Genomic DNA, 13,979 nt, shown 5'->3' on the forward strand with positions numbered 1-13,979 from the left:
CCGCTCCCCCGCCGCTGCCCGCTTCGCCGCAGGGCCAGCCCGCTGGCGCGACGCCCAAGGTGACGGAAAAGTCCGGGGATACCGGCGCGGGCGAACCCGCCAACAGCAAGGGCGCGGAAAAGTCGCCTGCCGCTCCGGTGAAGCCCGAAGAACATACTGACGAAGGCAAAGGCGCCGCCAAGCCCGAGGACAAGTCCTGATGTCCACTTATCTCGACGAACTGGAGCGCAAGACCAGCCCGGAAGATCCGACGCTGGGCGATACCGAGATCCAGAATTACACGATCAACTTCGGCCCGCAGCATCCAGCGGCGCACGGCGTGCTGCGCCTGGTCATGGAGCTGGACGGCGAGATCGTGGAACGGTGCGATCCCCATGTCGGCCTGCTGCATCGCGGCACCGAAAAGCTGATCGAATACAAGACCTACCTTCAGGCGCTGCCCTATTTCGACCGGCTGGATTATTGCTCGCCGCTCAGCATGGAGCATAGCTATGTGCTGGCGATCGAAAAGCTGCTGAACCTGGAAGTGCCGCTGCGCGCGCAGTATCTGCGCGTGTTCTTCGCGGAACTGACCCGCATCAGCAATCACATGCTGAACCTCGGCTCGCATGTGATGGACGTGGGCGCGATGACGCCCAACCTGTGGCTGTTCGAAATCCGTGAAGACTGCATGAACTTCTATGAGCGCGCATCGGGCGCGCGCATGCATGCGGCCTGGTTCCGCCCCGGCGGCGTGCATCAGGACGTGCCGCTCAAGCTGTTGACCGACATTGCCGACTGGCTGGACACGCGCCTGCCCCGCCTGTTCGAGGATGCGATCAGCCTGGTGGCCGACAACCGCATCTTCAAGCAGCGCAACGTCGATATCGGCGTTGTGTCGAAGGAAGACGCGCTCAAATGGGGCTTTTCCGGCCCGATGATCCGCGGGTCCGGCATTCCGTGGGACATCCGCAAGTCGCAGCCCTATGACGTTTATGACCGCATGGAATTCGACGTTCCGGTGGGCACCAATTTCGACTGCTATGACCGTTTCATGGTCCGCGTCGAGGAAGTGCGCCAGTCGGCCCGCATCATGAAGCAGTGCCTGCAACAGATGCCGGAAGGACCCATCGCCAGCTTCGACCGCAAGGTGGTGCCGCCCAAGCGCGGCGAAATGAAGCGGTCGATGGAAGCGCTGATCCATCATTTCAAGCTTTATACCGAAGGTTTCCACGTTCCGGCGGGCGAGGTCTATGTGGCGACGGAAAGCCCCAAGGGCGAATTCGGCGTCTATCTGGTCGCGGACGGCAGCAACAAGCCCTATCGCTGCAAGATCCGCCCGACGGCCTTCTCGCACTTGCAGGCAATGGATTTCATGATGAAGGGCCACATGCTGGCCGACACCACCGCTGTCCTGGGCGCCATGGACATCGTGTTCGGAGAATGTGACCGCTAATGGCTGACGCAGTTCATATCCCTGACGAAGCGGAAACGCGCGCCCGCTGGGGCAATTTCGCCTGGACGGCGGACAATGCCGAGCAGGCCAGGAAGGTGATTGCCCGCTATCCCGCAGGCCGCCAGCAATCGGCGGTCATGCCGCTGCTCGACCTTGCCCAGCGTCAGGTGGGGGAAGAGACGCAGACCCAGGGCTGGCTGCCGGTGCCGGTGATGGAATATATCGCCGACCAGCTAGAGATGCCGTACATGCGCGTCTACGAGGTCGCGACCTTCTACACCATGTATAATCTCGCGCCGGTCGGCCGCTATCATGTGCAGGTCTGCGGCACGACGCCCTGCATGCTGCGTGGATCGGATGATGTGTTTTCGGCCTGCAAGAACAAGGGGCTGGTGAAGGGCGGGACGACACCCGACGGCCTGTTCACGCTGACCGAGGTCGAATGCCTGGGCGCCTGCGCCAACGCGCCCATGGTCCAGATCAACGACGACAATTATGAAGACCTGACCTATGACAGCATGAGCGCGATCCTCGACGATCTCGCCGCTGGCAAGCAGCCCAGGATCGGGCCGCAGATCGATCGCCAGACCAGCTGCCCTGAAGGCGGCCCGACCACGCTCAGGGAGATGGTCAGCGAAAATCACGATTACCGGGGGGAGTGGTAATGAACCGCATGCCTTCCAAACAAACTCCGTTCGGATGTGGAGTGACTTTTGATGTCTGACGTCATCGCACCCCTTGCCGACAAGGACCGCATCTTCACAAACGTCTATGGCTTCCAGGACTGGGGCATCGACGCGGCGATGAAGCGCGGCGATTGGGATAATACCAAGGCGCTGCTGGACATCGGCCAGGACGAGATCATCGAGCGCATGAAGGCCAGCGGTCTGCGCGGCCGTGGCGGCGCAGGCTTCCCGACCGGCATGAAGTGGAGCTTCATGCCCAAGGAAAGCAAGGATGGCCGTCCGAGCTTCCTCGTCATCAATGCGGACGAATCCGAACCCGGTTCGTGCAAGGACCGCGAGATCATCCGTCATGATCCGCACAAGCTGATCGAGGGCGCGCTGGTCGCCGGTTTCGCGATGCGGGCGCGGGCCGCCTATATCTATATTCGCGGCGAATTCATCTATGAGGCGAAAGTCCTCTTCGCCGCTGTCGAGCAGGCCTATGAAAAGGGTTTCCTGGGCAAGAACGCATGCGGCTCCGGTTATGATTTCGACGTCTTCGTCCATCGCGGCGCGGGCGCCTATATCTGCGGCGAGGAAACCGCGCAGATCGAAAGCCTGGAGGGCAAGAAGGGCCAGCCGCGCCTTAAACCGCCCTTCCCGGCGGGCGCGGGCCTCTATGGCTGCCCGACGACGGTCAACAATGTGGAATCGATCGCGGTTTCGCCGACCATCCTGCGGCGCGGGCCCGAATGGTTCTCCAGCTTCGGGCGGGAGAATAACAAGGGCACGAAGCTGTTCCAGATCAGCGGCCATGTGAACAAGCCCTGCGTCGTCGAAGAATCCATGGGCATCAGCTTCAAGGAACTGATCGACCGGCATTGCGGCGGCATTCGCGGCGGCTGGGACAATTTGCTGGCGGTGATCCCCGGCGGTTCCTCGGTTCCTCTGGTTCCGGCGGCGCAGATCATGGACGCGCCGATGGACTTTGATGGCCTGAAAGCGCTTGGCTCCGGCCTCGGCACGGCGGCGGTCATCGTCATGGACAAGTCGACCGACATCGTCCGGGCGATTTCGCGGCTGTCCTACTTCTACAAGCATGAGAGCTGCGGCCAGTGCACGCCCTGCCGCGAAGGCACCGGCTGGATGTGGCGGGTGATGGAGCGTCTGCGCACCGGCGAGGCCGACATCGGCGAAATCGACATGCTGCATGAGGTCACCAAGCAGGTCGAAGGCCACACCATCTGCGCGCTCGGCGACGCGGCGGCCTGGCCGATCCAGGGCCTGATCCGCCACTTCCGCCCGGAGATCGAGCGGCGGATCAACGAGAATAAGGGTAGCGCCCCCGTCATGGAGGCAGCGGAGTAACCATGCCCAAGGTCAAAGTAGACGGCGTAGAACTCGAAGTCCCGGCGGGCGCGACGGTCCTCCAGGCTTGCGAGCTGGCGGGGAAGGAAATTCCGCGCTTCTGCTATCATGAGCGGCTGAGCATCGCGGGCAATTGCCGCATGTGCCTGGTCGAGGTGAAGCCTGGGCCGCCCAAGCCGCAGGCGTCGTGCGCGCTGCCCGCTTCGGATGGTCAGGAGATCCGCACCGACAGCGAAATGGTCAAGAAGGCGCGGGAAGGGGTGATGGAGTTCCTCCTCATCAACCATCCGCTCGACTGCCCGATCTGCGACCAGGGCGGCGAATGCGACTTGCAGGACCAGTCGGTCGCCTATGGCCGTGGCGGCAGCCGCTTCGAGGAGAATAAGCGCGCCGTTACCGAGAAATATATGGGGCCGATCGTCAAGACGATCATGACCCGCTGCATCCAGTGCACCCGCTGCGTGCGCTTTGCCGAGGAAGTCGCGGGCGTGCCGGAAATCGGCGCCATCTATCGCGGCGAGAATATGCAGATCACCACCTATCTCGAACATGCCGCCAAGAGCGAGCTGTCGGGCAATGTGGTCGATTTGTGCCCGGTGGGCGCGCTGACGTCCAAGCCCTATGCGTTCGAGGCGCGTCCATGGGAGCTGCGCAAGACCCCGGCGATCGACGTGATGGACGCGGTCGGCACCAACATCCGTCTCGACAGCCGTGGCCGTCAGGTGCTGCGCGCCGTGCCGCGCATCAACGATGACGTGAACGAGGAGTGGGCGAGCGACAAGACCCGGCACAATGTCGATGGCCTGGTGCGCAAGCGGCTCGACAAGCCCTATGTGCGCAAGGACGGCAAGCTGGTCGCGGCGACATGGAATGAGGCTTTCGCCGCGATCGCCGCTGTGAAGCATGGCGGCTCGGTCGCGGCGCTGGCTGGCGATCTGCTCGATTGCGAGACGATGTTCGCGGCCAAGCTGCTGGTCCAGAAGCTGGGCGGCACGATGCTGGAAGGGCGTCAGACCGGCCTTGCCTATGATGTTTCGAGCCTGTCGGCGGTGAACTTCAACACGACGCTGAACGGCATTGAAACGGCGGACGCGATCCTGCTGGTCGGCACCAACCTGCGCTGGGAAGCGCCGCTGGTGAACACGCGCATCCGCAAGGCGATCAAGAAGGGCGCGACGATTTTCGCGATCGGCCCGCAGGTCGATCTGACCTACAAGGTCGAGTGGCTGGGCAATGATGCGTCGCTCCTTGGCAAGCTGCCCGAGGCGGTGGTCGAGGCCTTTGGCAAGGCGGCGCGTCCCGCGGTGATCGTTGGCGGCGGCGTTCTGGCCAAGGACGGCGCGCATGGCGATACGCTGGCGCTGGTCGAGACGCTGGGCCTCATCAGAGAGGGCTGGAACGGTTACAATGTCCTGCATTTCGCGGCGGCGCGCATGGGCGGGCTGATGCTGGGCTATGCGGCGGACGGCGGGATCAAGGCGGTCGCGGCGGCCAAGCCGAAGCTGCTCTTTTCGCTGGGAGCCGACGAGGTCGATTATTCGGCATTCGAAAGCAGCTTCAAGGTCTATATCGGCCACCATGGCGACAAGGGCGCGCATGCCGCGGACGTGATCCTGCCGGGTGCGAGCTATGCCGAAAAGGCGGGCACTTACGTCAATCTGGAAGGCCGGGTGCAGCGCGGCGAAAAGGCCGTGTTCGCGCCGGGCGATGCGCGCGAGGACTGGTCGATCCTGCGCGCGCTGTCCGAAGTGCTGGGCGCGACCCTGCCGTTCGACAGCTTCGAGCAGCTTCGCGCCGAAATGGCGAAGGCCGTTCCGGCGCTGGGCATCGAGGGGCTGGCCGATTATGGCTGGTCCATGCCCAAACTGCCTACCGGCGCGAGCGGCGAGTTCAGTTCGCCGATCAAGGATTTCTATCTGACTAACGCCATCTGCCGCGCTAGCCCGACGATGCAGCAATGTTCGGCCGAGCTGATCCACGGCGAGAGCTTCGCGGAGGCTGCGGAGTGATGCGACAGGCACATGCATCCGTTCGGTTCGAGCGCGTCGAGAACCGCTGCGCTGACCTTGCGAAACAAGCTTCTCGACCTCGCTCGAAGCGAACGGGGGAAGGACATAAGGCCCGATGACCGCTTTCTTCCAAAATCTCGGCATGCCCTTTAATGGTGCGTGGCTGCTTTCCACCGTCATAGGCATCCTGCTGATCGCCTTGCCGCTGATGCTGGCCGTGGCGATGATCATCTATGCCGACCGCAAGATCTGGGCGGCGATGGCGCTGCGCCGCGGCCCTAACGTCGTCGGCCCCTTCGGTCTGCTCCAGTCTTTCGCGGACGGGGCCAAGGCGTTCTTGCAGGAAACCATCATTCCTTCGGCCGCCAACCGGGTGCTGTTCCTCGCGGCTCCGATCATCACCTTCACGGTCGCGTTGATCGCCTGGGCGGTGATCCCGTTCCAGGCGGGCGTGGTGCTGGCCAACATCAATGTCGGCCTGCTCTACATCCTCGCGATCAGTTCGCTGGGTGTGTACGGCATCGTGCTGGCGGGCTGGGCGTCCAACTCCAAATATCCCTTCTATTCGGCGATCCGCGCCAGCGCGCAGATGATCAGCTATGAAGTTTCGATCGGCTTCATCCTGGTTTGCGTGGTGCTGTGGGCCGGAAGCTTTAACCTGACGGCGATCGTGGAAAGCCAGAGGGGTTATTATGGCTTCATCAACGGTCACGCGTTTAACCCGCTGCTCTTTCCTATGGCGATCATGTTCCTAATCTCTGCCATGGCGGAAACGGCGCGCGCCCCGTTCGACCTGACCGAAGCGGAATCGGAACTGGTCGCGGGCTATCAGACCGAATATTCGTCCATGGCCTTTGCGCTCTACTGGCTCGGCGAATATGCGAACGTGCTGCTGATGTGCGCGCTTAATGCGGTGCTGTTCTGGGGCGGTTATCTGCCCCCGATCGACTGGGCGCCGCTTTATTATGTGCCGGGCATCATCTGGCTGTTTGCGAAGATCCTGTTCTTCTTCTTCGTCTTCTCATGGGTGAAGGCGACGGTGCCCCGCTACCGCTATGACCAGTTGATGCGGCTGGGCTGGAAGGTGTTCCTGCCGGTCTCCCTCTTCTTCGTCTTCCTGGTTTCGGGCTTCCTGATGTTTACGCGATACGGAGGCGTTCAATGAGCCTCGGCTATTATGTCAAATCCTTCACCCTCTGGGAGTTCGTGAAGGCGCATGCCCTGACCTTGAAATATTTCTTCAAGCCCAAGGCGACGATCAACTATCCCTATGAGAAGAACCCGATTTCGCCGCGGTTCCGGGGGGAGCATGCGCTGCGCCGCTATCCCAATGGGGAAGAGCGCTGCATCGCGTGCAAGCTGTGCGAGGCGATCTGCCCGGCGCAGGCGATCACCATCGAGGCGCAGCCGCGCGAGGATGGCAGCCGCCGCACGACGCGCTACGACATCGACATGACCAAGTGCATCTATTGCGGCTTCTGCCAGGAAGCCTGCCCGGTCGATGCCATCGTCGAAGGGCCGAACTTCGAATTTTCGACCGAAACCCGCGAGGAGCTTATCTACGACAAGGCCAAGCTTCTTGAAAATGGCGACAAATGGGAACGCGCCCTGGCCGCGAACCTTGCCGCCGATGCGCCCTACCGCTAATGGGCGCGCACTTGCCATTGCACTCGGCTCCGTTCGTTTCGAGCGCCGTCGAGAAACTGGAACCTGGCGCGGCGTTTCTTGGCCGCGCTCGAAACGAACGGCGGTTAATCCAAGGCCGCATGAAGGGGCTGGTACTCTGACATGATTCACGTCTTCGCCTTTTACCTGTTCGCCACATTGGTGGTGTGCAGCGGCGCGCTGACGATCCTGTCGCGCAACCCCGTTCATTCGGTGCTGTGGCTGATCCTGGCCTTCTTCAATGCGGCTGGCCTGATGGTGCTGCTGGGCGCCGAATTCATCGCCATGCTGCTCGTCATCGTCTATGTGGGCGCGGTCGCCGTGCTGTTCCTGTTCGTCGTCATGATGCTGGACATCGATTTTGCCGAGCTGCGCGCCGGATTCGTCGATTATCTGCCCTTCGGCATGTTGATCGCGCTGGTGCTGCTGGCCGAGATCGTGCTGGGCATCGGCATCTGGAGCGCAGGCCCTATCGAACTGGCGCAGCGCGCGGCTCCGGTGAACCCGGAAATGTCGAACATCCAGGCGATCGGGACACTTCTTTACACGCGCTATATCTTCCTGTTCGAAGCGGCCGGCATCGTGCTGCTGGTCGCGATGATCGGCGCCATCGTGCTGACCCATCGTGCACGCGGCGGCGTGCGCGGACAGGTCATTGCGAAGCAGAACCGCCGCCGTCCGCAGGATGCCGTGCGTAACGTCAATCAGCCCGTGGGGCAGGGGGTGGAGCTGTGATCGGCCTTCAGCACTATTTGGTGGTCAGTGCGATCCTGTTCGTGATGGGGGTGCTGGGCATCTTCATCAATCGCAAGAATGTCATCATCATCCTGATGGCCATCGAACTGATCCTGCTGAGCGTGAACATCAACTTCGTCGCCTTCAGCGCCTTCCTGGGCGATCTGGTGGGGCAGGTGTTCAGCATGTTCGTGCTGACCGTTGCGGCGGGTGAGGCGGCCATCGGCCTTGCAATCCTCGTCATCTATTTCCGTGGTCGCGGCACCATCGCCGTTGACGATGTCAACCGGATGAAGGGCTAAAGCTCGATGATCCAGCTTATCGTCCTTCTCCCGCTCATCGCGGCTGTCATCGCCGGTCTCGGCAACAAGGCGCTGGGCAAGCTGCCCGCGAAGATCATCACCACCGGCGCGCTGTTCGTCAGCTGCGCGCTGAGCTGGCCGATCTTCATCAGCTTCCTGACCGGACATGCGGAACCCTATGTCGCGCCCGCCTTCACCTGGATTCAGTCGGGCAGCTTCGATGCGCAGTGGGCGCTTCGTGTCGATGCGATGACGGCGGTCATGCTGGTGGTCATCACCAGCGTATCGAGCCTCGTCCATCTCTATAGCTGGGGCTATATGGAGGAGGAGCCGGACCAGCCGCGCTTCTTCGCCTATCTGTCGCTTTTCACATTCGCGATGCTGATGCTGGTGACGGCGAACAATCTGTTGCAGATGTTCTTCGGCTGGGAAGGCGTGGGCCTTGCCTCCTACCTGCTGATCGGCTTCTGGTTCCGCAAGCCTTCCGCCAACGCGGCCGCGATCAAGGCGTTCGTTGTCAACCGCGTCGGCGACCTTGGATTCATGCTGGGCATTTTCGGCACCTATCTGGTGTTCGACACCATCTCGATCCCGGAAATCCTGGCCGCCGCGCCGTCGATGGCCGGTTCGACCATCGGATTCCTTGGCCATCGTTTCGACACGATGACCGTGCTCTGCCTGCTGCTGTTCATCGGCGCGATGGGCAAGTCGGCACAGCTTGGTCTGCACACATGGTTGCCGGACGCGATGGAGGGCCCGACGCCCGTGTCGGCGCTGATCCATGCCGCCACCATGGTGACGGCGGGCGTGTTCATGGTGTGCCGCCTGTCCCCGATGTTCGAAACCTCGCCGACGGCGCTGGGCTTCGTGACCTTCATCGGCGCGGCCACCTGCCTGTTCGCGGCGACGGTGGGCACGGTGCAGAACGACATCAAGCGGGTCATCGCCTATTCGACCTGTTCACAGCTGGGCTATATGTTCTTCGCGGCGGGCGTCGGCGCTTATGGCGCGGCGATGTTCCACCTCTTCACCCACGCCTTCTTCAAGGCGCTGCTGTTCCTGGGCGCGGGTTCGGTCATCCATGCGATGCACCATGAGCAGGACATGCGTTACTATGGCGGTTTGAGGAAGGAGATTCCGGTCACCTTCTGGACGATGACGCTGGGCACGCTGGCGATCACCGGCGTCGGCATTCCGCTGCTGGGCTATGGTTTCGCGGGCTTCTATTCGAAGGACGCCATTCTGGAGTCGGCCTTTGCGGCTGGCGGATATGGCACCGGCGCATTCCTGGTCGGCGTGTTCGCGGCGCTGCTCACCAGCTTCTACAGCTGGCGGCTGGTGTTCCTGACCTTCTTCGGCAAACCGCGCTGGGCCGCGTCGGAGCATATTCAGCATGCGATCCACGACGCGCATGGCCATGGGCATGACGATCATGCCACCCATGGCCATGGCGCGGAGGATGACAATGCGCCCGCGCAGGAGAATGCGGGTCATGATCCGCACGGTGCTGAGAGGGACGCGCATGCTCTGCCCGCCGGAACGGGCGGCTACCATCCGTACGAAAGCCCCTGGGTCATGCTGTTGCCGCTGGTGGTGCTGAGCCTGGGCGCGGTGTTCGCGGGCTTCATCTTCCATGACCAGTTCATCGGGGCCGAAGGCGGCGTCGAGTTCTGGAAGGGAGCTCTCGCGTTCGACAGCCATTTGATGCATGCAGCGCATGAAGTGCCGGTATGGGTGAAGTTCTCGCCCTTCGCGGTGATGCTGACGGGTTTCGTCATCGCGTGGCTAAGCTACATCAAGAACACCGACTGGCCGCGGCGTTTCGTCGCCCACTTCGGCATCCTTTATCAGTTCCTGCTCAACAAATGGTATTTCGACGAGCTGTACAACTTCCTGTTCGTCAAGCCTGCCTTCGCCATCGGCCGCTTCTTCTGGAAGTTCGGTGACGTGGGCTTCATCGACCGCTTCGGGCCTAATGGCCTCGCTGCTCTGGTCGTGCAGGGCAATAAAGTCACCCGCCGGCTGCAATCCGGCTACCTCTACACATACGCGCTGGTGATGCTGATCGGCCTCGCCGCGGCCGCAACCTGGGCGATGACACGATAATGGACGGCTTCCCCATCCTTTCCCTGATGATGGCAGTGCCGATGGCGGGGGCCATCGCCTGTCTTTATGCGGGCGCCAACCAGGCGCGCTGGATCGCGTTGCTGGCGACGCTGGTCGATCTGGCGCTCGGTATCCTGCTCTGGGCGAATTTCGACCAGTCGGGCAGCGGGGCGCAGTGGCAGTTCCAGGAATATGCGCCGATCTTCGGCCGGTTTGCGTGGGCGCTGGGCATCGACGGTATTGCGCTGGTGCTGATCATGCTGACCGTGTTCCTGATGCCGATCTGCATCGGGGCGAGCTGGGAAGCGATCCAAAAGCGCGTTGGCGAATATATGGCCGCATTCCTGTTCATGGAGGTGCTGATGATCGGCGTCTTCACGGCGCAGGATCTCTACCTCTTCTATGTGATGTTCGAGGCTGGCCTGATCCCGATGTACCTCATCATCGGCATCTGGGGCGGGGCGGATCGCATCTACGCTTCCTACAAATTCTTCCTCTACACGCTCCTCGGATCGGTGCTGATGCTGATCGCGATGATGTGGATGGTGCATGAAGCTGGCACCACCGACATCCCGACGCTGATGACCTATAATTTCGATCCGCAGGTCCAGGTCTGGCTGTTCCTGGCCTTCTTCGCGAGCTTTGCGGTGAAGATGCCGATGTGGCCGGTCCACACCTGGCTGCCCGACGCGCACGTTCAGGCGCCCACCGCCGGTTCGGTCATCCTGGCGGGCGTGCTGTTGAAGATGGGCGGTTACGGCTTCATCCGTTTCTCGCTGCCTATGTTCCCGGAAGCTTCGGCGCAGCTTGCCTGGCTGATCTGGGGACTGTCGATGGTCGCGGTCGTCTATACCAGCCTCGTCGCGCTGGTGCAGACGGACATGAAGAAGCTGATCGCTTATTCCTCGGTCGCGCATATGGCGATCGTGACGGTCGGCCTGTTCGCCTTCAACCAGGCGGGCATCGAGGGCGCGATGATGGTGATGCTGGGCCACGGCCTTGTGTCGGGCGCGCTGTTCCTGTGCGTCGGCGTCATCTATGACCGCCTGCATACGCGTGAGATTTCGCGCTATGGCGGCCTCAGCATCAACATGCCCAAATATGCGGTGCTGTTCCTGCTGTTCACCATGGCTTCGATCGGTCTGCCGGGCACGAGCAACTTCGTCGGCGAATTTCTGGCGCTGATGGGCATTTACCAGGTGTCGACCTGGGTGGCGCTGGTCTGCACCACGGGCATCATCTTGGGCGCGGCCTATATGCTCTACCTCTACCGCCGCATCGCCTATGGCGAGCAGAAGAATGCCGACGCCGCGGCCATGCCCGACCTGTCGGCGCGCGAAATCTGGCTGCTGGCGCCGATCGCCGCCGCCGTGTTGTGGATGGGTATCTATCCCGAAAGCTTCCTAGCGCCGATGCGGTCAGACATTCGCGCGCTGGAAGCTCGTATTGCCTCTGCCGCTCCGGCGGGGGATTCCAAGATCAAGATGGGGCCTGCTATTCCCACGGCGCAGGCTCATCATGAAGAAGAAGCAGCGCATGGGGAGGCGCACTGATGATTGAATCCGCTTCCCTTCTGGCGGTCCTGCCGGAACTGATCCTGACTGCTGGCGGTCTCGTGCTGCTGATGATCGCCGCCTTTAGCGGTGACGCGGCCGCGCGCGTCGTAAACTGGCTGTCGGTCCTGACCCTGCTGGTTGCGGGCCTCGCCCTGTCGACCTCCGTGGCCAATGGGCCCGTTGCTTTTAACGGGCTGGTCCGCGCCGATGCTTTCTCGGTCTTTGCCAAGGCGCTGATTTATGCCGCTGCTGGCGCGGCGATCCTGCTCGCGCCGCGCTATTTCCTTGCTGGAAGCGCGCTGCGGCCTGAATATCCGGTCCTCATCCTGTTCAGCAGCGTAGGCATGGGCATGATGGTGTCGGCGGGCGACATGCTGACGCTCTATGTCGGCCTGGAGATGCAGAGCCTTGCCGCCTATGTGCTGGCGAGCTTCATGCGGCAGGATGAACGTTCGTCCGAAGCGGGCCTGAAATATTTCGTGCTGGGTTCGCTGGCGAGCGGCATCCTGCTTTACGGCATCGCGCTGCTGTACGGCTTTACCGGCAGTACGAGCTTTGAGGGCATCGCCGTGGCAATGGGCGATGGCGTGGGCAGGGGCGAGCTGTTCGGCATGGTGTTCCTGCTGGCGGGCCTGGCCTTCAAGATGAGCGCTGTGCCGTTCCATATGTGGACGCCGGACGTCTATGAGGGCGCGCCGACGCCGGTAACGACTTTCTTCGGCAGCGCGCCCAAGGTCGCCGCCATGGCGCTGACCGTGCGCGTCGCGATCGAGGCGCTGGGTCCGGCCGGGCTGGACTGGCAGCAGATCGTGATCTTCGTGGCGCTCGCCTCCATCATCTTCGGCGCGGTCGCGGCCATCGGGCAGACCAACATCAAGCGCCTGATGGCCTATTCGTCGATCAACAATGTGGGCTTCGCGCTGATCGGTCTGGCCGCAGCGACGCCCGCGGGCGTGGCGGCGACGATGAGCTATATGGCGATCTATGTCGTGATGACCATTGGCGGCTTTGCCTGCATCCTGCAAATGCGCGATGCACAAGGCCGTCCGGTCGAGAGCATTGCCAGCCTGGCCGGACTGTCGCAGTCACGCAAGGGGCTGGCGGCGGCGCTCGCCATCTTCATGTTCTCCATGGCGGGCATTCCGCCCCTCTTCGGCTTCTGGGCGAAGTTCCTGGTGTTCGATGCCGCCGTCGCGGCGGGCCTGACGGCGCTGGCGGTGTTCGGCATTGCCGCTTCGGTGATCGGCGCCTTCTATTATCTCAAGATCATCAAGACGATGTATTTCGATGAGCCTGCCGACGCCTATGAGTCACGGGGCGGTCCAGTCGAGAATGTCATCCTGACGGCCTGCGCCGTGGTGATCGTGGTCGGCTACCTTCTCAATCCGGCGCTTGATCATGCCAGCGCGGTGGCTGCGGCGTCGTTGTTCTGACCGGCATCCGCTTCGTCGAGGAGACCGGCTCCACCAACGCCGACATGCTGGCGCTGGCGGAGCAGGGCGCTGCCGAAGGCACATGGCTGCGGGCGGCGCGCCAGACCGGGGGCCGGGGGCGGATGGGCCGTTCCTGGGAAAGCCCGGAAGGCAACCTTCATTGTTCGACCCTCGTCCGGCTGCACGCTGGCGACCCGCTGGCGCACACCCTGGCTCTGGTCGCGGCCAACGCGGTCCATGCGCTGATCGCACCGCTGTGCAAGGGGCAGGCGCAGATCAAATGGCCGAACGACCTGCTGGTGGATGGCGCGAAAATCGCGGGCATATTGCTTGAGCGGGCGGGCGACGCGATCGTCGTCGGGATGGGCGTCAATGTGGCCGGACATCCGGCGGGGCTCGACCGGCCTGTGACGAGCCTGACGGCACAAGGCGCGCCGGAGACTGACGCGGGCCTGCTGCTTGAGCGGCTGGCCCATCTGTTCGCTCATTGGCTGGCGATCTGGCGGGCGCAGGGGCTGGAGCCGGTATTGACGCACTGGCTGCTTAACGCCCATCCGGCCGGAACGCCGATGCGTGTCGTGCAACCCGACGGTCAGGTGATCGAGGGAGCGTTCGATACGCTGGACCGGCAGGGAATGCTGATCCTCCGCTTGGCGAATGGCGACACGCGTGCCATTCATGCGGGCGACATATTTCTCATCTGAA

12 protein-coding genes and 1 pseudogene are annotated in these 13,979 nt (G+C 62.6%); all 13 read left to right on the top strand.

The features are described from left to right. Nucleotides 1-200: pseudogene (locus L288_RS0122395) on the top strand (NADH-quinone oxidoreductase subunit C); the annotation flags it as partial. Continuing rightward, on the top strand, nt 200-1,435 hold the full coding sequence (locus tag L288_RS40680) for an NADH-quinone oxidoreductase subunit D (RefSeq protein ID WP_021239943.1): 1,236 nt from the start codon (nt 200-202) through the stop codon (nt 1,433-1,435). The pseudogene L288_RS0122395 and the gene L288_RS40680, both read left to right, overlap by 1 nt. After that, a complete protein-coding gene (gene nuoE, locus L288_RS40685; protein WP_021239944.1) occupies nt 1,435-2,100 on the top strand; it encodes an NADH-quinone oxidoreductase subunit NuoE in 666 nt (221 codons plus the stop codon). The genes L288_RS40680 and nuoE overlap by 1 nt, the downstream gene beginning before the upstream one ends. 51 nt (nt 2,101-2,151) lie before the next feature. Beyond that, the gene (nuoF, locus tag L288_RS40690; protein ID WP_021239945.1) at nt 2,152-3,468 is read left to right on the top strand and encodes an NADH-quinone oxidoreductase subunit NuoF; all 1,317 of its coding nucleotides are present in this window, start codon (nt 2,152-2,154) and stop codon (nt 3,466-3,468) included. Nucleotides 3,469-3,470: 2 nt separating this feature from the next. Continuing rightward, a complete protein-coding gene (gene nuoG, locus L288_RS40695) occupies nt 3,471-5,477 on the top strand; it encodes an NADH-quinone oxidoreductase subunit NuoG (protein ID WP_021239946.1) in 2,007 nt (668 codons plus the stop codon). Nucleotides 5,478-5,592: 115 nt separating this feature from the next. After that, nucleotides 5,593-6,642: an NADH-quinone oxidoreductase subunit NuoH gene (gene nuoH / locus L288_RS40700; RefSeq protein WP_021239947.1), complete on the top strand. Its 1,050-nt coding sequence runs from the start codon at nt 5,593-5,595 to the stop codon at nt 6,640-6,642. Further along, nucleotides 6,639-7,124, top strand: coding sequence for an NADH-quinone oxidoreductase subunit NuoI (gene nuoI / locus L288_RS40705; protein ID WP_021239948.1), 486 nt, complete (start codon nt 6,639-6,641; stop codon nt 7,122-7,124). Before nuoH ends, nuoI begins: the two co-directional genes overlap by 4 nt. A gap of 141 nt (nt 7,125-7,265) precedes the next feature. After that, entirely contained in the window at nt 7,266-7,877 is a 612-nt protein-coding gene (locus tag L288_RS40710) for an NADH-quinone oxidoreductase subunit J (RefSeq protein WP_021239949.1), read from the top strand. Further along, nucleotides 7,874-8,179 carry an NADH-quinone oxidoreductase subunit NuoK gene (gene nuoK / locus L288_RS40715; RefSeq protein ID WP_021239950.1) on the top strand — a complete coding sequence of 102 codons (306 nt, stop codon included), beginning with the start codon at nt 7,874-7,876 and terminating at the stop codon, nt 8,177-8,179. Before L288_RS40710 ends, nuoK begins: the two co-directional genes overlap by 4 nt. A 6-nt stretch (nt 8,180-8,185) precedes the next feature. Further along, nucleotides 8,186-10,285: an NADH-quinone oxidoreductase subunit L gene (gene nuoL / locus L288_RS40720; protein WP_021239951.1), complete on the top strand. Its 2,100-nt coding sequence runs from the start codon at nt 8,186-8,188 to the stop codon at nt 10,283-10,285. Next, nucleotides 10,285-11,838 (top strand): NADH-quinone oxidoreductase subunit M, encoded by a 1,554-nt coding sequence (locus L288_RS40725; protein WP_021239952.1) that lies wholly within the window; start codon nt 10,285-10,287, stop codon nt 11,836-11,838. Before nuoL ends, L288_RS40725 begins: the two co-directional genes overlap by 1 nt. Beyond that, the gene (nuoN, locus tag L288_RS40730; RefSeq protein WP_021239953.1) at nt 11,838-13,274 is read left to right on the top strand and encodes an NADH-quinone oxidoreductase subunit NuoN; all 1,437 of its coding nucleotides are present in this window, start codon (nt 11,838-11,840) and stop codon (nt 13,272-13,274) included. Before L288_RS40725 ends, nuoN begins: the two co-directional genes overlap by 1 nt. Nucleotides 13,275-13,279: 5 nt before the next feature. Continuing rightward, nucleotides 13,280-13,978, top strand: a complete 699-nt coding sequence (locus L288_RS40735) for a biotin--[acetyl-CoA-carboxylase] ligase (RefSeq protein ID WP_269077995.1) — start codon at nt 13,280-13,282, stop codon at nt 13,976-13,978. Nucleotide 13,979: the final 1 nt, after the last annotated feature.

It is taken from the genome of Sphingobium quisquiliarum P25 (genome assembly GCF_000445065.1).
GTDB lineage: Bacteria > Pseudomonadota > Alphaproteobacteria > Sphingomonadales > Sphingomonadaceae > Sphingobium > Sphingobium quisquiliarum.